Below are 22840 nucleotides of genomic sequence, written 5' to 3' on the forward strand. Positions count from 1 at the left end.
CAGTAAATGTGGTTTTTATTTAGATGTAAAACAGATTAAACGATTGGCTTTAACCTTATCTTAAGGTAATAAAAAAGGCCGCTTACGCGACCTTTTTAAAATTAAATCAGCAATTAAGCAGATTTAACCGCTTCAAGAAGTTCAGCTTGGCGTTTTTTCAACGCTTCTGGCAGACGATCACCTAATTTGTTGAACAATTCAGTGTGGCTTTCAAGTTCTTTGATCCATTGATCTTTGTCTTGAGAAGTTACCAGGTCAAATTGTTCTTTAGTGAAATCAGAACCAGTCCAGTTTAGCTGTTCGTAAGTAGGTACACGGCCGATTGGAGTTTCAACAGCATCAGCACGACCTTCACAACGATCGATGATCCACTCAAGAACACGCATGTTTTGACCGAAACCAGGCCATACGAAGTTACCTTCAGCATCACGACGGAACCAGTTCACGTTGTAGATACCAGGAAGCTTGTTACCAGCAGCAGCAGCTTTCTCGCCAACTTTCTCACCCATTTCTAACCAGTGAGTGAAGTAGTCAGCCATGTTGTAGCCAGCAAATGGAAGCATCGCAAATGGGTCGCGACGAACGATACCTTGTTGACCAACAGCAGCAGCAGTTGTTTCAGAACCCATGGTTGCAGCTTTATAAACACCATCAACCCAGTCAAATGCTTCTGAAATCAGAGGCACTGTGTCTGCACGGCGACCACCGAAGATGAACGCAGAAATTGGAACACCTGCTGGATTTTCCCAATCCGCATCGATAGAAGGGCATTGACCAGCAGAAACTGTGAAACGAGCGTTCGGATGAGCCGCTTTTTCTTCGCCAGTGTGTGGTTGACCTTTCCAGTTAGTCAGATTCGCAGGTGCTTCTTTAGTCAGACCTTCCCACCAAACTTCACCGTTGTCAGTCACAGCAACGTTTGTATAGATTACGTCTTTATGAAGAGTTGCCATACAGTTCGGGTTAGTTTTGGTATTTGTACCAGGAGCTACACCGAAGAAACCAGCTTCAGGGTTGATTGCATATAAGCGACCATCTTCACCTGGTTTGATCCAGGCAATATCGTCACCTACAGTTTCAATTTTCCAGCCTTCATAACCTGCTGGTGGAATCAGCATCGCGAAGTTTGTTTTACCACAAGCAGATGGGAATGCAGCTGCGATGTAGTGTTTTTCGCCTTTAGGGCTAGTCACGCCAAGGATTAGCATATGTTCAGCTAACCAGCCTTGTTGACGACCCATATAAGATGCAATACGTAAAGCCAGGCATTTTTTACCTAACAATGCGTTACCGCCGTAACCAGAACCAAATGACCAGATTTCACGAGTTTCTGGGTAGTGCACGATGTATTTTTCTTTGTTGCAAGGCCAAGCAACATCTTTTTGACCTTCTTCAAGTGGTGCACCCACAGTGTGTACGCAAGGGACAAATTCGCCATCTGTACCTAGAACGTCATAAACAGCTTTACCCATACGAGCCATTTTAGACATGCTGACTGCCACATAAGGAGAGTCAGTTAATTCGATACCGATGTGCGCAATGTGTGAACCCAAAGGACCCATAGAGAATGGAACCACATACAGGGTACGACCTTTCATTGAACCGTCAAACAGACCATTCAATTTTTCGCGCATAACTGCTGGATCTTCCCAGTTATTGGTCGCGCCAGCGTCTTCTTTATTTGCAGAACAGATAAAAGTACGGTCTTCAACACGAGCAACGTCAGAAGGATCAGAATTTGCAAGATAAGAACCAGGATGTTTCTCTTGGTTAAGCGCTTGCATTGTGCCGTTAGCGATCATCAAGTCGATATAACGTTGATATTCTTCTGCGCTACCGTCACACCATTCAATTTTTGCTGGTTTTGTTAATTTAGCAATTTCTTCCACCCATGCAATAAGCTTAGGGTGACGAACGAATTCTGGTGCGTTCACTTGGGTCATGGTGAGGCCTATCTCAAATGTGTACAAAATTTTGTACAAAGTACAATCTGGTCAATAAAATACTGGCCAGATGAAATATGAAAAAAAGTGGCTGTATTAAAGCATAAAATCATCAAAAAAATAAGACTAAAGAAGTGCTGGATTTTATTTGGAATATTATGCTATTTTCTGTTTAAATTTATATAAAACAATAAGATATAAATAAATTCAAAATCTTAAATATATATTTATTAACTTTATGTGTGGTATTTATTTTAATTATTTTTATTTAAATCAAATGTTTAAATAAAATTGTTCAGTTATATTTGTTATTGATTAAATAAATGGTCGCCATTCGAATTTTACATAAAGCAACTATTAATTGTTTATGAATTGGACAAAATGCCAATAGGTGTGCATCAATCTGTGTAAAAAATGTCTAATCAATCTAAACCCTTATCCATTATTTATAATCATAATTCTGGTTTCCGTCTATTCGACCAACAAGAAAAATATGAGCAATTACTAGATATTTTTGCAGCGCATGATTTTGAGACTAAAGCCTTTGAAATCAACGATCCAGAACAGTTCAAAAAAGTCATTGCTGAAGTGCTGCAACGGCATCAACAATCGCCGGATCATGGTGTGGTCGTGGCAGCAGGAGGAGATGGAACGCTCAATTCAGTCGCCAAACACCTGCTTGAAACTGATATTCCAGTCGGAATATTGCCTCTAGGTACTTTTAACTATGCGGCAAGATTGCTGGATATTCCCTTAGATTTGGTTGAAGCCGCACAAGTCATTGCAACGGGTCAAACCAAACGTATCCATGTGGCACGCATCAATCAGGAAATCTACCTGAACAATGCTAGTCTGGGCTTATATCCCTTATTTATTAAAAAACGTGAAGACTATAATCGCATATTTGGCCGTTTCCCTTTACATGCCTATACCTCAGCACTCGATGTTTTGATTCGTGACCGTAAAGAATTAAAACTGGAAATTTGGGTAGGTCAGAAGAAATATCCGGTCAAAACTCCACTGATTTTCTTTGGTAATAATCCACTTCAACTGGCAGACATGAAAATGCGGATTGCCCAAGCTGCTGAGCAAGGGAAGGTGGCTGGGGTTGTGGTCTCCAAAAGTGACAAGCTGACGTTATTCAAGCTGGTATATCAGTTAATTCGGGGCAAGATTGATCAAGCCTCTGATGTCTATAGTTTTGCTGCAGAACAGGTGCGAATTGAGTCTAAACGTAAGAAATTAATGGTGGCTATAGATGGAGAAACGGTAGAAATGATACCACCTTTAAATATTTCAGTTTTAAAAAATAGTTTAAGTGTAATGGTGCCGCATGATTCTACATCTCTCTGATCTGCATTTTGGTACAGAAAGACCTGAATGTTTAGAGGCTATTCAGCAATTTTGTAAGGATCATCCATTGGAAGCGGTGGTAGTCAGCGGTGATCTGACCCAGCGAGCACGTTTGGGACAGTTCTTTGCCTGTAAACGGTTTTTAGATCAGTTGAATACGCCTTATCTGGTGATACCAGGGAATCATGACATTCCGCTTTATCATTTATGGAATAGGCTATTTACTCCATTTACCCGTTATCATTTATTTTTCGGTGAACTCGAGCCTGTTTTAGAAACTGAACATTTTTATCTGATCGGGGTAAATTCGATTAGACGTCGATATCATACCAAAGGCCATTTATCCCTTGAGCAGATTCAAAGGATTGACCTAAAACTACAGCAGGCACCTGCTTCCAAAATTAAGATTATTGTCAGTCATCAACCTTTTTATGTGCCATTTCAGAATAGGCGGGGGTTTAAGGATATTCCCCTGATGGCCAAAATTGCATTGGAGTCTTGGTCGCAACATGGTCTGTTTGCTGTATTGCATGGGCATTTGCATCGTATCGCAGTCTATGATTTGAACCGTATATTCGAATTGGGAGGAGATCATCCAGTTTATGATGTACATGCTGGGACTTCTGCGTCGCATCGACTCCATAAGAATCAGCCGAATAGCTTTAATGCAATTGATGCAACAGGAAAAATTACGCAATATTGTTTTGATGAACAGTTAAAAACCTTTGTTCAACAGCCTGATCCCGTGAATAAATAGACAAAAAATACGCAATCCACCAAAAAATTAAAAAAAAACCAATTTTTTTTCATTTTTGCCCTTGAAGCGTTTTATTCCATCTCCATAAAAAGGACATCAAAAAATTTTGATGATGACCAATGGAATAAATAAGTCGTCATCGGTGATCTAAAAAAGACTTAGTCTGATGGAGTTATTTATGAGCAACATTCGTCCATTACATGACCGCGTTGTTATTCGTCGTGTTGAAGAAGAAACAAAAACAGCTGGGGGCATCTTACTTCCAGGTTCTGCTGCTGAAAAACCTGCACAAGGTGAAATCATTGCAGTTGGTAATGGTCAAATCACTGACAATGGCGTACGCGCGTTAGACGTAAAAGTTGGCGACAAAGTATTGTTCGGTACTTATGCAGGTACAACTGTAAAAGTAAACGGCGAAGAACTTTTAATCATGAAAGAGTCTGACATTCTGGCAGTATTAGAAGCTTAATCTGCGCCAGATCGTTTTACTCATTCCAATTCAGATTTTGTAAAGATACAACAATATTCGGAGTCAAATATGTCAGCTAAAGACGTAAAATTTGGTGATTCAGCTCGTTCAAAAATGATCGCTGGTGTGAACATCCTTGCAGATGCGGTGAAAGTGACTTTAGGTCCTAAAGGCCGTAACGTTGTAATCGACCGTTCTTTCGGTGCACCGCACATTACTAAAGATGGTGTATCTGTTGCGAAAGAAATTACCCTGAAAGACAAATTCGAAAACATGGGTGCGCAACTGGTTCGTGAAGTTTCTTCAAAAACCAATGATATCGCAGGTGACGGTACAACCACTGCAACTGTATTGGCTCAAGCAATCCTGAACGAAGGGATCAAGTCAGTAACTGCGGGTATGAACCCAATGGATCTGAAACGGGGTATCGACCTTGCAGTTAAAACTGTTGTTGAAAATATTAAACAAACTGCAAAACCAGCTTCTGATTCTAAAGCGATTGAGCAAGTCGGTTCGATCTCTGCAAACTCTGACACCACTGTGGGTTCTCTGATTGCACAAGCAATGGAAAAAGTAGGCAAAGAAGGCGTAATCACTGTTGAGGAAGGTTCAGGCTTTGAAGATTCGCTTGATGTTGTAGAAGGTATGCAGTTTGACCGTGGTTATATCTCTCCATACTTCGCAAACAAACAAGATACGTTGACTGCTGAACTTGAAAACCCATACATCTTGTTGGTTGACAAGAAAATCAGCAACATCCGTGAATTGATCACTGTTCTAGAAGCTGTTGCGAAAACTGGTAAGCCTCTTCTTATCATTGCTGAAGATGTTGAAGGCGAAGCGTTGGCTACACTTGTAGTAAACAACATGCGCGGCATTATCAAAGTATGTGCTGTTAAAGCACCTGGTTTTGGTGATCGTCGTAAAGCAATGCTTCAAGATATCGCGATCCTGACTGGCGGTACTGTAATTTCTGAAGAAATCGGTATGCAGTTAGATCAAACTTCACTAGAACATTTAGGTACTGCCCACAAAGTAACTGTATCTAAAGAAAATACAGTGATTGTTGATGGTGCTGGTGATGCAAATCAGATTTCTGAACGTGTACAACAAATCCGTGCACAAATCGAAGAATCTACTTCTGAATATGACAAAGAAAAACTTCAAGAACGCGTTGCTAAACTAGCAGGCGGTGTAGCAGTGATTAAAATCGGTGCTGCAACTGAAGTTGAAATGAAAGAGAAGAAAGACCGTGTGGATGATGCGCTTCACGCAACTCGTGCTGCGGTTGAAGAAGGTGTTGTTGCGGGTGGTGGTGTTGCACTGGTACGTGCTGCATCTGCACTTGATGGTCTGACTGGTGCTAACGATGACCAAAACGTAGGTATCAACATTCTTCGTCGTGCAATCGAAGCTCCTCTTCGTCAAATCGTAGCCAATGCTGGTGATGAGCCATCTGTAGTGATCAATGCTGTGAAGAACGGTGAAGGTAACTATGGCTATAACGCTGCGACAGGCGAATACGGTGACATGCTGGAAATGGGTATTCTTGACCCTGCTAAAGTAACTCGTTCTGCACTTGAGCATGCAGCTTCTGTTGCTGGCTTGATGTTAACAACAGAATGTATGATTACTGAAATTCCAGAAGAAAAACCAGCTATGCCTGATATGGGCGGCATGGGTGGTATGGGCGGTATGATGTAATTCATCGTTCGATCATATGATGTAAAAAATCCCCGCATTTGCGGGGATTTTTTATTAAGTTAGAAAATAATTAAGGTGATTTTTTAACTAATTTATAATTCAGATTACTCTGTATTTCCCTACCTGTTTCTATATCACGAGCTTCAACGAAATTATCACCTACATAAAACTTCCGGTTTTCAGCTTTTCCATCTAGGACGATAATAGAAGGTTGTTGAGGATCGAAAGTGAAGCTACCTTTGGTTTCAGTTTCATTATTTCCAGTTTTACCTAAATATTCCTCACTCAATTCATAAGTTTTGTCAGGATTAAGATCTAGTTCAACTTTAATACCTTCGCAGTCAGCACACGGGAAAACACCTTCATATTCACCTGCCCAGTTTGAGTTGGCAGTGGCATTACTGCTCATCTTAGTACTCATATTGCTTTGACTATTTGTAGTCTCTGTAGTAACAGGAGCATTTGTGGTATTAGATTGAGTATCTGCACTGACCATATCGCGGTCATTCTGTTTAGAACATGCACTTAAACTAGTAACTGTTACTACCAATAAAGCAGGCCATAATATTTTTTTCATTGAAGATCATCCTCTTGTTCTTCTGTATTAGGATTTACATTAAAAGTATGAGCTATCAATATACAGAGAGATCTTGTTAAAAATTGATTCGTTAAGTGAAACGGATTAAATATATGTAGATGAGAAACTAAGATAATTAAAATACAAAATAAGCGATAGGTTTTCTTTAGTTTTATTTTATAAACCTTAAGGTTATGATTTGATAGAAATAATTATTAATAAGAGCGGTCATGAAAGCAGAACAGGAAAATAATATCATCGCGAAAATATATGATGCTGCTTTATTGCCTGCTTTATGGCTAGAGGTCATTCAGGATATTGTGCAATATACCCAGAGTCATAGTGCAATTTTTACCGGCCTTGATCAATTCAATCCAGCCTATGACTTTGTTTATACTTACAATATCCCGGAAGAAAGTCTGGCTGCTTATCAGGAGGAACGGATTCGGGTCATTGACATGAAGCTGCATATGCCTTTATGGAATAAAATTGATATGGGGGAGGCACTTAATCAGGACTGCCGTCATTATGCAGATCAACCTGGAACAGAGCAGTATATCTTTTATGAAAAATGCCTTAAGCCTACAGGGATAGGATATATGGCGGGAGTATTACTGGACAGAGGAAATTATCGCTGGGCAGTCATGGGACTACATCGTGCTCCGCACACTCAAGGTTTTGAAGTAGCTGAACTGAATTTTCTCAAACGGATCGGCATACATTTACGTCGCTCTTTACAGATTCATCGGCAAATCAGTTTAGTACAACAAGACAATATCAGCTTATATACCGTATTAGACTGTTTAAAAATCGGTATTATTTTGTTGGATCAGGATCTCAAGTTATCTTATTCAAATCCACTAGCACAAAGCATGATTGAAGCTTCAACATGTCTGGAAATGGATATGCATAACCGGCTGAAAACACCGGTAGGTGATCAGGAACGTCTGGAAAGATTGCTATCGAGTGCTTTGCTGGAAGATACCAGTATGTCGAGTGAAATAGGCGGGGTCTTGGCTTTGCAGGATTCTAAAGGACAGCAATTGATGCTCACTGTTGTGCCTTTTAAAAGGTTGAGAAAAATGCAGCAATTTTCTGAAGCTCAGCATCAGATTGCTGTATTTATGACAGACAAAAACCGGCATTATTCATTATCTAGAGCTTATTTGCAGCAAGCATATCAACTGTCAAAACGTGAATTTGATTTGTGTGAACTTTTAATCAATGGCTATAAATTAGAAGAAATTGCAGTGAAATGTGGGATCACTTTAAGTTCAGTACGCACTTATTTTAAGAATATTTATGAAAAAACTGACTGCACTTCACAAATTGAGCTGATGCACTTATTGATGGGATGTACGATTCATTTTGAACATATTAATTAAACCTACCTAAAGATAATTCTTTAGGTAGGCAGTGCTCATTATCTAACGCGCTGTAATGTTACAGGACCTTCACCTTGTGGATGCAAGATCAGAGTTTCAGCCGATACATTGATGTTTGCAATGGTCTTGCTGCCATCGGAACTGTCTTGTAATCCGCCACATTCATTGGTATCGAATAAAACTTCAGTGGTCGTAAGTGTATTACCTGAGAGGATAAATTTGCCATATTCAATACCAGGCCAGCCACAATCATCTCCGCCTTCAGTGTCCAGGAAGAAATAATAGTTTGTGTCAAAGAAGGCAAATAAATGGGTGTCACTAAATCTCCATGCACCTACCAGACCATTAGCAGACTGTTTGACGCGGCTTAAACGGTATTCGGTATTGATCCCCGGTTCTGTCAGAATTAAGGTCGTTCCATCATAGTTTAACGTATAAGGTTTGCCTCCTGCAGGATGTGAGAGTCCCCATTCACCATTACTGTCCTGAATAATACGCGGTGAAATTACACTGGTAGTTGCATTCCAGTTTAACTCTCCAGTTTCAATGCCAGGCGTTCCATCACCATCAGCTGCTTCTGCTTGACCTAAGGCATAACGGCCATCTTCTAAAATATGGATTAGAACAGCGCTGTTTGCATTACGGCCAATTTCCCAAGTACCGGCAATATCTTTATAGAAAGTTGACTGGAAGTTTTCTGCAGCTTTTTCAGGTGTAATCAATTTTTCTGTGGTAACTACGCCTGTTGATACCACGTCTGTAGCAAATGCTGTAGGGGCCTTAGAAAAATCTAAACTTTTATTAAGAAGGGCATTAGCAGCTTCAGTACTGATGCTAATCCCATTGTCATGATTACTATCTGTATCTAAAGACTGTAAAAGCACCATCAGATTGGTACGTGCATTTTCAGTTTGTGCTAAATCTAACGGAGTAACACGTTCTTTCGCTTCAATTTCTTGACCTAGTTGTACGTCACCAATCAGGAATTTAACCTTTTCTCCATCATTAAATTTAAATTCACCTTTTTCATTAGTAACCCCTTCCGCACCGCTGCTGGTGATATATGTTACCCCTGAGATAATTCCATCTGTCAGTACACCAGTTTCGGTCCCGACCGGAGCTGTAGGTGGAACAGGTGATGAACCCTCTGTACGATCATTATCTGAACCGCCACATGCTGTAAGTAACCCCGCTAAGGCAAGACAAATTAAAGTCTTTTTCATGAAAATCTTCCTGAAATTTATTATGTCAGCGAAGTATAGAAAGAAAGCTAAAATCGACATATCCTAAAATTAGGATGGAAAAATATATAAATCAGTAAAATAAATTGAACTCACTATTTGCTTAAAAGAGTGAGCTTGCAATAGGTAGTGAAAGAAGAAATATTAAAATAACAATAAATTGAAAATTCTTCCTAAAGTTTAAAAATACAAATATATATTAATTGATGTTTTATTGATCAGGATGCACTATCTATATTCTGCTGCATTGTTAGACTGTGGCGAAATTTTGATAATGATTGTGATGTAGCTGTGTTTGAAAATTTAGCTGAGAAAACTTTAAATTTAATGGGCTGGAAAACCGATGACCAATGGCCTGAAGACCTTGATCAATGTGTGATGATTGCAGCACCACATACCAGTAACTGGGACGCGCTATATGCACGTTTGGCCTTAAAAGCATTAAAAGTGAATGTGCGTCTGACCATTAAAGACAGCTATATGAAATTTCCATTTGGGCCTTTTGTACGTGCGATGGGTGGAATTGGTATTGACCGTCGTCCTAAACAACCGGGTGAGCCACGTCCAAGCATGGTTCAGGTCATGACAGATCTATTTAACCAGCATCCTAAACTGGTGATGCTGGTTACACCAGAAGGTACACGCGCCCGTCAGGAACAATGGAAAACTGGTTTTTATCACGTGGCGATCAATGCGGGTGTGCCGATTGCGCTGGCTTATATGGATTATGCAAAAAAAGAAGCGGGTGTTGGTAAAATCATTTATCCAACAGGAAATTATGAACAGGATATGGCTGAGATCATGACGTTCTATGCCAATATTGAACCTAAATTCCCTGAAAAATTCAGTATTGATCAACGCTATTTTTAATTTCAGGAAAAATAAAAGCAGAGGGATGGACTCTGCTTTTCTGTACGATATATAAATACCGAATTTAATTTTGATTCTCTTCAGATAAAATTCCCCCCAGATTCTGGCAGGCATCTTTATAAAGATTGTATTGCTGTTCTACCACTTCATATAAAGGCAGGTCAAAAAGCTCTTCTCCTTGATGATATTGCTCAATATAAGACTCGACCTTGGTTTTGCTGCTGTACAGCATGTGTTGATAATAATCCGTCATACTACTGTGTGGCATTTGCGCTGTATCAATCTTGGCACAATTGAAGTTTTGCAGAAGCTGTTCTGACTTTTTAAGATCATTGGACATACAACCTGCCAGTAACATGCTACTGAGCAATGCCGTTAGGAGTTTCATAGAAAATAGATGAACTTTGATGGGGAGCGCACTATTGTAGAAGTAAATGCGCTATGCAAAAGTAGTTTTATTCAACAACTGGTCAAAAAATAGAAGAATAAAATTCAGAATCTCATTCTTCCTTGGCGATCTTTAACCTTTAACCAGTCCGCCATCGACAATCAGGTTTTGACCTGTCACTGCACGTGAATAAGGTGACAGGAACATTAAAATAGCAGACGCAAATTCTTCAGGTGTAATCACGCGACGTAAAGGAGTGGATTGAGCAATCAGGTCAAAGACAAAGTCAGGCGTTGCTTTACTTGCATCTGTAGTTTGCAGTAATCCGCCTGAAAGCATGTTCACGTTAATCCCATACTGACCCAGGTCTTGCGCAGTAGTTCGGGTAAAGGCCAATAGCGCCGCTTTCCCAGTCGTATAATCATGATAAGGAACGACAGGGTTTTGAACCAGGTTAGTCCCAATATTCACGATACGACCAAAATGTGCCTGTTTCATATCTTCTAATGCAGCTTGCGTCGTATTTAAACAGGCTTGAACTGCTCCACTAAACTGACGGGCCATGCTTTCCCAGGTCAGATCTTCAACTTTAGGTCGCTCATCGCCATTAAACTCAAACTGCACCAGCGCATTATTAATGACGGAATGGATGGCTTCTCCAAAATGGGCCTTGCTGGCAGTGAATAAAGCTTGTACCTGATCAGCTTGTGTTACATCTGCCTGACAGGCAAAGACCTGATCAGGATACTGATTTTGCAAAGCTTCAGCTTGGGTTTTGCTGCTATGGTAATTTACTACCACACGTGCACCTTCCTGAATCAGGAGCTGGGTAATGGCTAGTCCCAATCCACGAGCACCACCAGTCACAAGGACAATTTGATCACGAATTTGCATTGCTTATATCCGCCTGAGAATCATTCGGGCTAACATAACAGCAATAGGGCTGAAAGCAAAGTGATGTAAGGTTTTAGAGCTGCTCTATCGCGCAAATGAGTCAATGCCTTCCTTGATCAGGAGAAAGCAGCCCGAGCTGAAGAGCAAGCTTAAGACAATCTGTTTAAAACGTAATTCTGAAATTCGATGAAACAGACATGCGCCTAAAATAGCGGGAATACTTACAGCTAGAATGAGTACCGCCATATAGGGAAGGTGAGTCTGATTTAAGGTGCCTTGCAGTAAATAGGCGGCCAAGGTAAACACCTGTATGGCAAAATTAAAATGACGCAATATATAGCGCTGCTGTTCTTTCGGTAGTTGCTTTAGCATTAACCAGGCAGATGGCACAGAACCACAGAATCCCCCTAAACCTCCTAAGATGCCGCCAACCAAACCAATCCCTGCATCCGCAGTTTTACCTGAATGTTGAATCAATTTAATCTGTGGATTAAGCAACATCAGTGGACACCAGATCACGAGAAATATACCAAGCAAAATACGAAAAGTACTCGCTTCAACGATATTCAGTAACCAGGTGCCGAGTGGGACACCGATCAGACCAGCAATTAAATAAGGTAGATATAAGGTTCGGTGCAGATGAGGAAGTTTAGGCTCATTAGATAATGAAATGAGGTGACTCCACACCGAGGCAAAAACTACTAAGGGTGCAGCAAGTTGAGGACTTAATCCCCATACCCAAAATGACATGGCAATTAATGCAAAAGCAAAACCGGTAAGTCCCTGTACAAATCCTGCGATAATTGCACCAAGAATAAAGAGTAGCCAGGTCATAAAAATCAGGGCATTGGAAAAGTCTGTAGTATTCAAAATATGGCGAGAAAAACCAAGCAGATCCTTAGCTGTATTTGTGCGAATCTAAGTGTAAATATGCATAAATGATTTTTATTACATCCGAGACAAATCCTTCAATTAAGTATGGAAAATGAACAAAATCATACAAGAGTGCAACAATGGCTCCGCGTACTCTTCATGAAATCACTTGATACTAATTGAGTGCGGTATAGAGGTGATGAACATGAAAAAAATGATATTACTGTCATCTGTATTGGCAGTAGCGCTAACAGGCTGTGTGGTTGATCCTTGGGATGAAGGTTATCGCGGTCATCATGATCGTAATGGACATTATGATCGGGATCGTGGTGATAAGGATTGGAAAAAACATAAAGATCATCGTGACTGGAAACGTGACAGAGGCGATCGGGACTGGCGTCGTAATCGTTAACCGTTACCTTCCATTTATAAAAAAGGATTCCTTAAAGGAAAGAATCCTTTTTTATTTAAGTATTTAATATAAGTAAGTCTTAAGCTGCTTTTTTCTGATACAGCCCTGCGCGTACTGTGCCGGCTTTGGTATTTTTGACTAAATGCCATGAACTTGGTAACTTCAATGTACTCAGTTCACGATCGGCTTCTACATAGATAAAACCATCTTCTTTGATCAGTGGATCAGCCTGAGTAGCCAAACTTTCCCATAGGTCCAGACTATACGGTGGGTCTAGAAAGACCAGATCAAACTGCTGTTTCAGGCTGGTTAATGCTTGTTGTGCTGTCGCAATTTTAAGTTGCGCACGTGCTTTGGTGACTTTGAGTAATTCCAGATTTTGGGTGAGGAATTGCGCCTGAGTACGATCCGGCTCAATCATCACCACTGAAGCTGCACCACGTGATAATGCTTCAAAAGATAAAGCACCTGAACCGGTACACAGATCCAAGACACAGGCATTCTGGACATCCCACATCAGCCAGTTAAATAAAGTTTCACGCACACGATCAGGTGTGGGGCGTAATCCTTCGATACTGGCAAAAGCCAATTGACGGCGTTTCCAGTCACCACCAATAATTCTAAGTTGATTTTTCATGAATTATTCCTGATCGTCATTGGCTGAAGGGGTAGAGCGAGAAGTTGCAGGTTGCGGATTGTTTGGCTGTGCGTGGGTCGCCTGACCGCCTTCTTGGGTTGGGGTCGCATTCGGATCAGCACTTAACAGATTCGGTCCACTTGGCAATTCGCCCGGTTTAATACCTGCTGTCATGAGACCGCCACTAATTTGATGGCCGGCAGGGTGAATCGGATTTTTATCGCGAGACAGTAACCAGTAGTCAAATAACGGTTTAGCCAGTTGCGCAGCAGAACCCCCATGTCGGCCATTTTCCCAGACAACGACTACTGCAATTTCAGGGGCTTCAGCAGGTGCAAAACCAACAAATAGACCATGATCCAGCTGGCGTTCAGTCAGCAGGGCTTCATTATAGCGCTTACCTTGGGCAATACTTTTTACCTGTGCCGTACCGGTTTTACCTGCGATTTGATACATCGGCGTGCGGATTCCGCGACCTGTCCCTGACTGAACCACATCGATCATCGCATCACGCATTTTGATCCAGTCATCTGGTTGACCATTAAAGTCGATTTTACCATTAGGGGCATTATGTACTGTAAAAGGTTTGGCACCTTTACTTTCACGCAGTACGTGAGGCGTAACATGTGAGCCTTGATTTGCTGTAATAGCAGTTGCCATAGCGAGCTGTAATGGTGTGGCGGTAAATGCACCCTGACCAATACTCACCGAAATGGTTTCACCACGTGACCATTTGGATTTACGGGTACGCATTTTCCATTCAGGACTTGGGTATAGACCAGAGCTTTCACTTGGCAGATCGACACCAGTTTTTTCACCAAAGCCAAACTGGCGCATCCATGTGTTCATTTTTTCAATGCCCATACGGAACGACAAAATGTAGAAGAAGGTATCGCACGAGACCACTTGCGATTTATGCAAGTTGACTACGCCGTGTCCTGACTTTTTCCAGTCGCGGAATTTATGCGAATCGCCCGGAAGTGTGAAATAGCCGGGATCGGAAATTGCTGTATCCCAATCGACCAAGCCATAATGAAGGCCACCCAGGCCAAACATCGGTTTAATGGTCGAACCTGGAGGATAGGCCCCTTGAACCGCACGGTTATAGAGTGGCTGATCCAAACTGTCACGAAGGCCTGAATAGTCTTTGCTACTAATCCCGGTGACAAATAAATTAGGGTTAAAACTTGGACTGGAAACCAGCGCCAGAATTTCACCTGTACGTGGGTCAATCGCGACAATAGCACCACGACGACCGGCCAGTTGTTCAGTGGCAATGGTTTGTAGACCATAATCCAGTGATAAATACAGATCATTACCGCGTACCGGCTCTTTACGGCCTAAGTGACGCAGAACATTACCGAAAGCATCAGCCTCAACAGATTCATTACCCGGCACACCATGTAATAAATCTTCATAGTATTTTTCTACCCCGATTTTCCCAATCAGGTTAGATCCGGCATAGAGGTCCTTATCAATTTCTTTGAGTTCTTTGTCATTAATACGGCCAACATAACCAATCACATGCGCGAAGAGTTCACCATGCGGATAATAACGGGTCATCTGCGTTTCAATATTGACGCCCGGAAATAGATATTTCACCTCACTAAAACGGGCAATATCATTTTCATTCAGATTCAGCTTGATCGATACCCGCTCAGTTTTACGCGCCGTCTTGATTCGTGCCTGAAAACGTTCAATATCTTCTTCAGTTAATTCTAGAATCGGTGTAAGACGTTTCAATGTATCATCAATATCCTGCACATCAGCGCGGCTTAAGGTAGCTGTAAAAACCGGGTAATTATCGGCAAGTAAAATACCGTTACGATCATAAATATAACCGCGTGCTGGCGCTAAGGGCTGCAGACGAATACGGTTCTGGTCAGAAGCCGTAGAGAAGGTTTCAAAATTAAAAATTTGCAAATAGGCATAGCGGCTGACCAGCAGCAGCATAAAGAAAACCACAATACCGACAGAGATCCAGACCCGACTGCTATAGATGCGCTTTTCTTGTTGTGCATTTTTTAAAGGAAAGTGCTGCTTCATACGCGATCGACTTAAGACCAGAGGGAAAGGAATCAAAGTGGAGTATTCTAGCGCAACTGTACGGGATTTGATAATGGAAAACTGGCTGTAGCAATTCCTGTGTTTAAACTTTGACTTTGCAGACATGAAAATTGTAAAGTGCTGTGTACAAGAGTTTTAATAATTCTGATAAAGTCAAAATTAAATAAAAATAGGACTCTACCAAAAACTATAATTAAGGAAGATGGTGAAGGAATGAACAAAGTTTACCCTTTGTTGGCATTTGCATTCTTTGCAAATGGGGTATATGCACATGATCAAGTGAATAATACGACAAACAGAACTGAGGATCGTGAGCCTAAAGCATTTAATGTTGGGGTCGGTTTTACCCAGAAACTTATCCATCTAAACACTGAATGGGTGAATCCTTATGGGATTGCTTATGTGAAAGGTGGTGCTTTTCTCAACGATGATCGTACAGTTGGAGCACAAGTTGGCTTTCGTTATCCTGCACACCTCACCGGCAAGGACAAAAATGGTTATTATGTAGGGGCTTATGCCGGTCATATCGATAGCAAACAGGTTGATGGCAAATACGAAAGCCGTTTAGGTGGGGGCATTGATCTGGCGTATGTTTTGCTTAGTTCAGAACGGATCAGCAGTTTTAGTATCGGTATTGGGGCGGGGGAGAAATTACAGGACAGTAATGGTCGCGTTGTAGCCGAAACTGAACCCAGACTACAATTCTCCTATACTTTAAGTATCGGTTTATAGACAAAATATTCAACTTTATTAATACCTGTATTCTGTGAACAAAAAATTAAATATGGAATTTATGCATGCTTGAGTACGTCAATGAATTGTGGCAAGCCTTCTTGAATCGCCCAGATTTTTGGGCAGTGCTCAGCATTATCCCGGTGACCGCATTCGTAACATGGGCTCACGTGTGGATGGCGCTAAAAATGGTGTTTTATCCAATTAATTTTTGGGGTTTTCATGTCGGGCCTGTTCCTGTTGGCTGGCAAGGTATTGTGCCGCGTAAAGCTGGAAGAATCTCAGGAATTATCACGGATAATACCTTGTCTAAATTGGGTTCTATCCAAGAGTTCTTGCAGGCAATGGATCCGGATGATATGGCACGTATTATCGGGGAACAGGTCGGTTTTGAACTGGAACATCTGATTGATGAAGTCATGATGGACCGAAATGCGGTGTTATGGGAAAACTTGCCTTATTCAATCAAGCGCCGTATTTATGCCCAAGCCCATAAACAGCTGCCACAGGTATTAAAAGAATTGGTGACTGAACTGACCATGAACGTCGAGTCACTAGTGGATATGCGCGACATGGTGGTAAGTCAAATGGAAGGCGATCGCCGTTTAATGGTGCGCATGTTCCTGAAAGTCGGACAGAAAGAAATCAACTTTATCTGGCATATCAGTGCCCTGATCGGGATGTTCTTTGGCCTGTTCCAAATGGTGGTCTGGTTTGTGGTGCCATGGCACTGGACCGTACCGTTCTGGGCGGCTATCTGGGGCTTCCTGACTAACTGGATTGCGATCTGGATGGTATTTAATCCGGTAGAACCGCATTATATTAAATACCCGCAATTCTTTAAGCGTACGGCCGATCACAGATTCCCTTGGATCAAGCCGGTGATTCCAAGAATTGGCACCTATAACATACAAGGCGCATTTATGAAACGTCAGGAGGAAGTCTCTGACGTATTTGCAAGTGTGGTCACAGAAGATCTGATTACGCTAAAATCGATCATGACAGAAATGATGTATGGTGGTAAAAAAGATAAAACCCGCCGTATTGTCAAACGTCATATTAACGAAATTATGGAAACACCGCTGGTTCGAACCTCTTTACAGTTGTCTTTAGGGCCAAAAGAGTATGCAAAACTCAAGACAGACTTGATCGATCGCTCGATTGAAATTACGATGGTGCCTGTAAGCGACCCTGCGTTTAATGCGAGCCGTGCACAGAAGATCTACCAAATGTTTAGAGACCGCATACGTGATTTGACGCCTAACGAGTTTCAGAATCTATTACGTCCTGCTTTTCAGGAAGATGAATGGATCTTGATTGTCCTGGGGGGAGTTACCGGTTTTGTTGCGGGTTTAATCCATTTGTTTGTGGCTTTCTTATAATTAGATGCCAAAGAGCAGCACACGTTTTGGTCGTGTGAAGCTGGGTATCTTATACATAGTTAAAAAATGAGGATGTTTATATATGCGCATTATCTTACTCGGACCACCTGGAGCAGGTAAAGGTACACAAGCTCAGTTGATCTGTAAGCGCTACAATATCCCACAAATTTCAACCGGTGATATGCTCCGTGCTGCAATTCGTGAAGGAACTGAATTAGGTCTACAAGCTAAAAGCGTCATGGACAATGGCGGTTTGGTTTCTGATGAATTGATCATTGGTCTGGTCAAAGAGCGTATTGCACAACCTGACTGTGCAAATGGCTGTATCTTTGATGGTTTCCCACGTACGATTCCTCAAGCTGAAGCGCTGGAAAAAGAAGGCATTGCAATTGATCATGTAATTGAAATTGATGTGCCGGATGAAGAAATCGTTCAACGTCTATCTGGTCGTCGTCAACACCCGGCGTCTGGTCGCGTTTATCACATCGTTTACAACCCGCCAAAAGTGGAAGGTAAAGATGATGAAACTGGTGAAGATCTGGTACAACGTCCAGATGACCAGGAAGAAACTATTCGTCGCCGTTTAGGTTCATACCACACTGAAACTGAACAGCTGGTTGGCTTCTATCAAGGCCGTGCAGCTTCAGGCGAAAATGCACCGACTTATGACAAGTTAAACGGTCTACGTCCAATCGAAGAAGTTCAAAAAGATCTTTTCGCGATTCTGGATCAAGCAAAATAATCGGTTTCCGATCATTTTGACTTTCAAAGAGCCCTAAGTCATATTAGGGCTCTTTTTATTGTATTGTTCAAAAGGATCTGCTGTGAAATTTGCTGTATTGGGATTGATGATTGTATTTCTGGCAGTACTGTTTGCGCTGTTCTATGTGAGCTTTAAGATGTTAAAAAAAGTACGCCAGGAAGAACGTGCTGAAAATGCGGGTAAGGTGCCTGAGCGTCAGCTGCATCCTAAATTACAGGCAGAGCTTGAGCAAAAGCGCAAGCAAGAACAGGCTGAGCAAAATAAAAAATAAAAAACTTTTCGAGTACTTAAATTAAAAAGCTGAACCTAGCGTTCAGCTTCAATATTTTTCACCGGAATTGCGCGACCTGCGCCAAATTCAAAACGGTCTGGCCAGTTACAGACATCGGCGACCACACATTCATGACACTTCGGTTTACGTGCGATGCAGCAATAGCGACCATGTAAAATCAACCAGTGATGTGAATCAATAATAAATTCTTTTGGAATCACTTTGACCAGACGATGCTCGACCTCAAGCACGTTTTTACCCACCGCCAAACCGGTACGGTTACCAACACGAAAGATATGCGTATCCACAGCCATGGTCGGTTGACCAAAGGCGGTATTCAGCACCACATTCGCCGTTTTGCGTCCTACACCCGGTAAAGCTTCCAGATCTGCACGATTGTCCGGTACTACGCTGTTATGCTTCTTGATGAGTATTTCACAAGCTTTAATGACGTTCACAGCTTTGGAATTATACAGGCCAATCGTTTTAATATATTCCTTCAGCCCATCCACACCGAGTGCATAAATCGCTTCCGGTGTATTGGCGACCGGAAACAGTTTATCGGTGGCTTTATTGACGCTCACATCCGTAGCTTGGGCAGACAGGGTCACTGCAACCAGTAATTCAAATGGACTGGAATAATTCAATTCAGTTTTTGGATTCGGACGCTGCTCACGCAGGCGCTCAAAGAAAGTCTGAATCTGTTTTTTAGTCATGTTTTTTACAGGCTTAGCTGTTACTGTAGTCATGATCTTATCCCTGTAAAGCCTGTAATTGCTGCATCAGTTCTTCAAGTTGCAGACGTTTGCGTGCATCCTCACGGACCGAAAGCTGTTTTTCTAACTTTTTGATTTGTGTACGTAATTTTGCAAGTTCAATCGTGGTTTTGGCATCAAGTGTAACCACTTCATCGGCTGGTTTTTTCACGATTTCAATGGCTGGAACCTGATCGACCTGAGCAGAGAACTGGGCAAATAGGGCAGTATTAATCTCGGCACGAACGACAGGGCCCTTACGGTCAATGCGACGTTTTTCTTCGCGTTGAATATGCGCATAGTAACGTTTACGCAAGTCATCCTGTTCAGCAATACGCTGAGCTTCAGTTGGCAAAGGCTGAAGATCTTCGACCAGATCAATACAGTCTACCGGGCAAGGCGAAATGCAGAGTTCACAGCCGGTACACAAGTCAGTGAGCACAGTATGCATTAATTTACCTGAGCCAATAATCGCATCGACCGGACAGGCACTGATGCATTTGGTACAACCAATACATTCATCTTCACGAATGATGGCTTTCATGCGCTGAGGACGACCATTCGTCTGAATGGGCCAGACACTTTCTTCAGCGGGCAGTTTAGAACGATTTAACAATGTTGCCAGAGCATCAGCGACGGGCTGTCCACCCGGTACACATTTATTGGCATCTTCGCCCTCAGCAATGGATTGAGCATAGGGCAAGCAGCCATCACGATGACCACATAAACCGCACTGGGTTTGGGGCAATAAAGCATCAATAGACTGGACTAGAGAGATCTGCGAATTCATGAATAACCTAGGCTGCTCGGGCTGAGCCTTAGAGTGAATGAAACAAAATATGTCAATTTAACAATTTTAACATGTTTTTAAGGAACTAAGTTATGCACGATTAAAGGTCACTTTGTGCATTATTATCAGGCATAAATTAACAATTAAGCATTGATTCAATTGGCATTTAAGCACACAGAAAAAATATTCATAATCAATATAAATAATTGTTATCAAATTAAATTTAAACTATTTTTCAAAAAAGTATTGTAGATTAGTTACAAAAGATATTTAATATTTTGCGCCAAAATTTAACATTGATTGTAAATTTGACCAATTTTGATCCATTTTCTGCTGAGGATTAAGCGTTGAAATACAACACACTTAATGAGTTCCTAGATTACGTAAAATCACGTGATGCACATCAACCCGAATTTCTTCAAGCTGTAGAAGAAGTGATGACCAGTTTGTGGCCATTCATTGAAAAGAATCCACAATACGCAGCACATGGTTTACTAGAACGTCTAGTTGAACCTGAGCGTGCGATCCAGTTCCGTGTTGCTTGGGTAGATGACCAAGGTCAAACACAGGTTAACCGTGCGTTCCGCGTACAGTACAACTCAGCGATTGGTCCATTCAAAGGTGGTATGCGTTTCCACCCGTCAGTGAACCTTTCTATTTTGAAATTCCTCGGTTTCGAGCAAACTTTCAAAAATGCCCTGACTACATTGCCTATGGGTGGTGGTAAAGGCGGTTCTGATTTTGACCCTAAAGGCAAATCAGAAGGCGAAATCATGCGTTTCTGCCAAGCGTTAATCATCGAGCTTTATCGTCATCTTGGTTCTAATACAGATATCCCAGCGGGTGATATCGGTGTGGGTGGCCGTGAAGTTGGTTACATGGCTGGTATGATGAAAAAACTCAGCAATGACACTTCATGTGTATTCACTGGTAAAGGCCTGACTTTCGGTGGTTCTCTGGCTCGTCCAGAAGCAACTGGTTACGGTACAGTGTATTTCGCTGAAGAGATGCTGAAAACTCGTGGCGAAAGCTTCAAAGATAAAGTGGTAACAATCTCTGGTTCTGGTAACGTTGCCCAGTACGCTGCTGAAAAAGCAATGTTCCTGGGGGCTAAAGTTGTTTCTCTATCTGACTCTGCGGGTACTGTTCACGTTAAAGACGGTTTCACTGAAGAGCTTCTTGCTGAAGTGATGGAACTGAAAAACATTAAACGTGGCCGTATTTCTGAATTTGCATCTAAACACGGTTTTGAATACCTTGAAGGTCAACGTCCTTGGGGTATCAAATGTGATATCGCGCTTCCATGTGCGACTCAAAACGAACTTGATGCGAATGATGCAGCAGCGCTTCTTGCAAACGGTGTAATTTGTGTTGCTGAAGGCGCGAACATGCCTTCTACACTTGAAGCAGTTGAGAAATTCGTTGAAGCGAAAATCCTTTATGCTCCAGGTAAAGCATCTAACGCCGGTGGTGTAGCAACTTCTGGTCTTGAAATGTCTCAAAACGCATTGCGTTTAGGCTGGACTTTCGAAGAAGTTGACGAACGTCTGCATGCGATCATGAAAGAAATTCACCGCAACTGTGTGAAATACGGTACTAAAGAAGACGGTACTGTAAACTATGTAGACGGCGCAAACATCGCTGGCTTCGTAAAAGTTGCTGATGCAATGCTTTCTCAAGGCGTATTCTAAGTCTGACTTAGTTTAAGCTTTAAAAAACCGAGGTGAATGCCTCGGTTTTTTTATGTTCAGATTTTATCTTTAAAGAGCGCCTTTAACTGTTTCACGCTCTACCGCCATGTCGAATACATAGGCATATTTAGACTGGTCAGCTGCCGGATTTTTAATTTCATAACGTTTTACCCGAATAATCTGACGCTCATTCGGTGTATGCTGAAAACCTTCAATCTGATCGTAAAATAAAGTCCAGTCTTTATCGACCTGAGTCTTTAAACCTTTTTCATCATACTTAATTTCTTTCACCTGTAAGCAGGTTTGCTGAGCTACACCCGTACAGGCTTTAGTCTGTGGCGAAACTTCCAGGAAAATGGTTTCTGCCTGACCTTGGTATTTGGTTTCCGGTGTCATTTTTCCGGTAAAGACATATTTTTGACCATCAGCTGTAGTAATACTCAGTTTCGGCTGATTGGCATCACTTAGATCCAGACTAAACGGAATATCACGCTTTTGCAGAAGCTGGCTGATAAAACGTTCCTGTTCCATTAATGGTGCATCACACGCCATCATGGTGCCCATCATGTCACCCGTACTCAGGGTATTATCTTTAACAGTCCAACTCGTGCCAAGGCCATTACAGCCAGAAGCTACACTCAGTCTGCCTTGCTGATCAAAGCTCAGAACAATCGGGCGTTGCAGCCCACGATCAAGTTCCCAAGTATAAGCGGGCAAAATTTGTGTAGGCGTTTTTAATGTAGTGGATAGAGTAGAAATAGCCGGATCTCCTGAAGTGGCAGGAAGATGTGAAGATTGACATGCAGTTAAAGCCAAAGGGAGCAGGGCAAGCGCAAAAATACTGAATTTCATTGGTTTATATTCTATGTGCTAAAGTTTCAACGTG

The 22840-nt window shown here is 41.8% G+C and carries 23 protein-coding genes; 12 read left to right on the forward strand and 11 right to left on the reverse strand.

The features are described 5' to 3' along the window. Positions 1 to 113 precede the first annotated feature (113 nt). The gene (locus tag FTU46_RS05550) at positions 114 to 1943 is read right to left on the reverse strand and encodes a phosphoenolpyruvate carboxykinase (GTP) (RefSeq protein ID WP_034706283.1); all 1830 of its coding nucleotides are present in this window, start codon (positions 1941 to 1943) and stop codon (positions 114 to 116) included. A gap of 414 nt (positions 1944 to 2357) precedes the next feature. On the opposite strand from FTU46_RS05550, the gene FTU46_RS05555 reads away from it, so the two are divergent. From FTU46_RS05555 to groL, 4 genes are all read left to right on the forward strand, one after another. Further along, positions 2358 to 3296, forward strand: coding sequence for a diacylglycerol kinase family protein (locus tag FTU46_RS05555; protein WP_180104515.1), 939 nt, complete (start codon positions 2358 to 2360; stop codon positions 3294 to 3296). Further along, complete coding sequence (locus tag FTU46_RS05560) at positions 3277 to 4053, forward strand: metallophosphoesterase (protein ID WP_180104516.1); 777 nt, start codon at positions 3277 to 3279, stop codon at positions 4051 to 4053. Before FTU46_RS05555 ends, FTU46_RS05560 begins: the two co-directional genes overlap by 20 nt. 178 nt (positions 4054 to 4231) lie before the next feature. Next, positions 4232 to 4522: a co-chaperone GroES gene (gene groES / locus FTU46_RS05565; RefSeq protein WP_004646315.1), complete on the forward strand. Its 291-nt coding sequence runs from the start codon at positions 4232 to 4234 to the stop codon at positions 4520 to 4522. A gap of 69 nt (positions 4523 to 4591) precedes the next feature. Continuing rightward, entirely contained in the window at positions 4592 to 6226 is a 1635-nt protein-coding gene (groL, locus tag FTU46_RS05570; protein ID WP_005234685.1) for a chaperonin GroEL, read from the forward strand. Between the two features lie 70 nt (positions 6227 to 6296). On the opposite strand, the gene FTU46_RS05575 is transcribed toward groL, so the two are convergent. Further along, a complete protein-coding gene (locus tag FTU46_RS05575; protein WP_180033409.1) occupies positions 6297 to 6803 on the reverse strand; it encodes a copper resistance protein NlpE in 507 nt (168 codons plus the stop codon). Between the two features lie 230 nt (positions 6804 to 7033). Here FTU46_RS05575 and FTU46_RS05580 point away from each other — a divergent pair, with 230 nt between their 5' ends. Next, positions 7034 to 8188 (forward strand): helix-turn-helix transcriptional regulator, encoded by a 1155-nt coding sequence (locus FTU46_RS05580; RefSeq protein WP_180016815.1) that lies wholly within the window; start codon positions 7034 to 7036, stop codon positions 8186 to 8188. Between the two features lie 38 nt (positions 8189 to 8226). Here the strand turns inward: FTU46_RS05580 and FTU46_RS05585 are convergent, their stop codons facing one another. Beyond that, a complete protein-coding gene (locus FTU46_RS05585) occupies positions 8227 to 9411 on the reverse strand; it encodes a hypothetical protein (protein ID WP_180016817.1) in 1185 nt (394 codons plus the stop codon). A gap of 309 nt (positions 9412 to 9720) precedes the next feature. Here FTU46_RS05585 and FTU46_RS05590 point away from each other — a divergent pair, with 309 nt between their 5' ends. Next, on the forward strand, positions 9721 to 10299 hold the full coding sequence (locus FTU46_RS05590) for a 1-acyl-sn-glycerol-3-phosphate acyltransferase (RefSeq protein WP_180104517.1): 579 nt from the start codon (positions 9721 to 9723) through the stop codon (positions 10297 to 10299). A gap of 64 nt (positions 10300 to 10363) precedes the next feature. Here FTU46_RS05590 and FTU46_RS05595 read toward each other — a convergent pair whose 3' ends face one another. From FTU46_RS05595 to FTU46_RS05605, 3 genes are all read right to left on the reverse strand, one after another. Then, complete coding sequence (locus FTU46_RS05595; RefSeq protein WP_034170495.1) at positions 10364 to 10687, reverse strand: hypothetical protein; 324 nt, start codon at positions 10685 to 10687, stop codon at positions 10364 to 10366. Positions 10688 to 10819: 132 nt separating this feature from the next. Next, complete coding sequence (locus FTU46_RS05600; RefSeq protein ID WP_125278718.1) at positions 10820 to 11581, reverse strand: 3-oxoacyl-ACP reductase; 762 nt, start codon at positions 11579 to 11581, stop codon at positions 10820 to 10822. Positions 11582 to 11665: 84 nt separating this feature from the next. After that, positions 11666 to 12415 (reverse strand): sulfite exporter TauE/SafE family protein, encoded by a 750-nt coding sequence (locus tag FTU46_RS05605; RefSeq protein ID WP_180104530.1) that lies wholly within the window; start codon positions 12413 to 12415, stop codon positions 11666 to 11668. A 244-nt stretch (positions 12416 to 12659) separates the two neighbouring features. On the opposite strand from FTU46_RS05605, the gene FTU46_RS05610 reads away from it, so the two are divergent. Then, entirely contained in the window at positions 12660 to 12866 is a 207-nt protein-coding gene (locus tag FTU46_RS05610) for a hypothetical protein (protein ID WP_004782913.1), read from the forward strand. A gap of 79 nt (positions 12867 to 12945) precedes the next feature. Here FTU46_RS05610 and rsmD read toward each other — a convergent pair whose 3' ends face one another. Further along, positions 12946 to 13503 carry a 16S rRNA (guanine(966)-N(2))-methyltransferase RsmD gene (gene rsmD / locus FTU46_RS05615; RefSeq protein WP_180104518.1) on the reverse strand — a complete coding sequence of 186 codons (558 nt, stop codon included), beginning with the start codon at positions 13501 to 13503 and terminating at the stop codon, positions 12946 to 12948. 3 nt (positions 13504 to 13506) lie between these two features. Beyond that, positions 13507 to 15549 carry a penicillin-binding protein 2 gene (gene mrdA, locus FTU46_RS05620; protein WP_180104531.1) on the reverse strand — a complete coding sequence of 681 codons (2043 nt, stop codon included), beginning with the start codon at positions 15547 to 15549 and terminating at the stop codon, positions 13507 to 13509. A 234-nt stretch (positions 15550 to 15783) separates the two neighbouring features. On the opposite strand from mrdA, the gene FTU46_RS05625 reads away from it, so the two are divergent. From FTU46_RS05625 to FTU46_RS05640, 4 genes are all read left to right on the forward strand, one after another. Next, positions 15784 to 16302, forward strand: a complete 519-nt coding sequence (locus tag FTU46_RS05625; RefSeq protein WP_034703685.1) for a hypothetical protein — start codon at positions 15784 to 15786, stop codon at positions 16300 to 16302. Between the two features lie 65 nt (positions 16303 to 16367). Beyond that, positions 16368 to 17684, forward strand: a complete 1317-nt coding sequence (locus FTU46_RS05630) for a membrane protein (RefSeq protein ID WP_034170491.1) — start codon at positions 16368 to 16370, stop codon at positions 17682 to 17684. An 82-nt stretch (positions 17685 to 17766) separates the two neighbouring features. Continuing rightward, on the forward strand, positions 17767 to 18426 hold the full coding sequence (adk, locus tag FTU46_RS05635) for an adenylate kinase (RefSeq protein ID WP_004782907.1): 660 nt from the start codon (positions 17767 to 17769) through the stop codon (positions 18424 to 18426). A gap of 82 nt (positions 18427 to 18508) precedes the next feature. Further along, positions 18509 to 18718 carry a hypothetical protein gene (locus FTU46_RS05640; RefSeq protein ID WP_034170490.1) on the forward strand — a complete coding sequence of 70 codons (210 nt, stop codon included), beginning with the start codon at positions 18509 to 18511 and terminating at the stop codon, positions 18716 to 18718. A gap of 35 nt (positions 18719 to 18753) precedes the next feature. On the opposite strand, the gene nth is transcribed toward FTU46_RS05640, so the two are convergent. Both nth and FTU46_RS05650 read right to left on the reverse strand, forming a co-directional pair. Beyond that, a complete protein-coding gene (gene nth / locus FTU46_RS05645) occupies positions 18754 to 19467 on the reverse strand; it encodes an endonuclease III (protein WP_180104519.1) in 714 nt (237 codons plus the stop codon). 4 nt (positions 19468 to 19471) lie between these two features. Further along, positions 19472 to 20263 carry an RnfABCDGE type electron transport complex subunit B gene (locus FTU46_RS05650; protein ID WP_166136924.1) on the reverse strand — a complete coding sequence of 264 codons (792 nt, stop codon included), beginning with the start codon at positions 20261 to 20263 and terminating at the stop codon, positions 19472 to 19474. 347 nt (positions 20264 to 20610) lie between these two features. Here FTU46_RS05650 and gdhA point away from each other — a divergent pair, with 347 nt between their 5' ends. Further along, the gene (gdhA, locus tag FTU46_RS05655; protein ID WP_004782901.1) at positions 20611 to 21954 is read left to right on the forward strand and encodes an NADP-specific glutamate dehydrogenase; all 1344 of its coding nucleotides are present in this window, start codon (positions 20611 to 20613) and stop codon (positions 21952 to 21954) included. Positions 21955 to 22023: 69 nt separating this feature from the next. On the opposite strand, the gene FTU46_RS05660 is transcribed toward gdhA, so the two are convergent. Continuing rightward, positions 22024 to 22806, reverse strand: coding sequence for an META and DUF4377 domain-containing protein (locus FTU46_RS05660; RefSeq protein WP_180104520.1), 783 nt, complete (start codon positions 22804 to 22806; stop codon positions 22024 to 22026). Positions 22807 to 22840: the final 34 nt, after the last annotated feature.

This window comes from Acinetobacter sp. YH12108, from assembly GCF_013419055.1.
In the GTDB taxonomy this organism is placed as follows: Bacteria; Pseudomonadota; Gammaproteobacteria; order Pseudomonadales; family Moraxellaceae; genus Acinetobacter.

Bases quoted from the DNA above. Each gene is read 5' to 3' on its own strand.
- FTU46_RS05625 (WP_034703685.1), top strand. From the start codon at position 15,784: ATGAACAAAGTTTACCCTTTGTTGGCATTTGCATTCTTTGCAAATGGG.
- rsmD (WP_180104518.1), bottom strand. From the start codon at position 13,503: ATGAAAAATCAACTTAGAATTATTGGTGGTGACTGGAAACGCCGTCAA.
- FTU46_RS05575 (WP_180033409.1), bottom strand. From the start codon at position 6,803: ATGAAAAAAATATTATGGCCTGCTTTATTGGTAGTAACAGTTACTAGT.
- groL (WP_005234685.1), top strand. From the start codon at position 4,592: ATGTCAGCTAAAGACGTAAAATTTGGTGATTCAGCTCGTTCAAAAATG.
- mrdA (WP_180104531.1), bottom strand. From the start codon at position 15,549: ATGAAGCAGCACTTTCCTTTAAAAAATGCACAACAAGAAAAGCGCATC.
- FTU46_RS05630 (WP_034170491.1), top strand. From the start codon at position 16,368: ATGCTTGAGTACGTCAATGAATTGTGGCAAGCCTTCTTGAATCGCCCA.
- FTU46_RS05660 (WP_180104520.1), bottom strand. From the start codon at position 22,806: ATGAAATTCAGTATTTTTGCGCTTGCCCTGCTCCCTTTGGCTTTAACT.
- nth (WP_180104519.1), bottom strand. From the start codon at position 19,467: ATGACTACAGTAACAGCTAAGCCTGTAAAAAACATGACTAAAAAACAG.
- groES (WP_004646315.1), top strand. From the start codon at position 4,232: ATGAGCAACATTCGTCCATTACATGACCGCGTTGTTATTCGTCGTGTT.
- FTU46_RS05650 (WP_166136924.1), bottom strand. From the start codon at position 20,263: ATGAATTCGCAGATCTCTCTAGTCCAGTCTATTGATGCTTTATTGCCC.
- FTU46_RS05560 (WP_180104516.1), top strand. From the start codon at position 3,277: ATGATTCTACATCTCTCTGATCTGCATTTTGGTACAGAAAGACCTGAA.
- FTU46_RS05605 (WP_180104530.1), bottom strand. From the start codon at position 12,415: ATGACCTGGCTACTCTTTATTCTTGGTGCAATTATCGCAGGATTTGTA.
- FTU46_RS05610 (WP_004782913.1), top strand. From the start codon at position 12,660: ATGAAAAAAATGATATTACTGTCATCTGTATTGGCAGTAGCGCTAACA.
- FTU46_RS05585 (WP_180016817.1), bottom strand. From the start codon at position 9,411: ATGAAAAAGACTTTAATTTGTCTTGCCTTAGCGGGGTTACTTACAGCA.
- FTU46_RS05595 (WP_034170495.1), bottom strand. From the start codon at position 10,687: ATGAAACTCCTAACGGCATTGCTCAGTAGCATGTTACTGGCAGGTTGT.
- adk (WP_004782907.1), top strand. From the start codon at position 17,767: ATGCGCATTATCTTACTCGGACCACCTGGAGCAGGTAAAGGTACACAA.
- FTU46_RS05550 (WP_034706283.1), bottom strand. From the start codon at position 1,943: ATGACCCAAGTGAACGCACCAGAATTCGTTCGTCACCCTAAGCTTATT.
- FTU46_RS05580 (WP_180016815.1), top strand. From the start codon at position 7,034: ATGAAAGCAGAACAGGAAAATAATATCATCGCGAAAATATATGATGCT.
- FTU46_RS05600 (WP_125278718.1), bottom strand. From the start codon at position 11,581: ATGCAAATTCGTGATCAAATTGTCCTTGTGACTGGTGGTGCTCGTGGA.
- FTU46_RS05555 (WP_180104515.1), top strand. From the start codon at position 2,358: ATGTCTAATCAATCTAAACCCTTATCCATTATTTATAATCATAATTCT.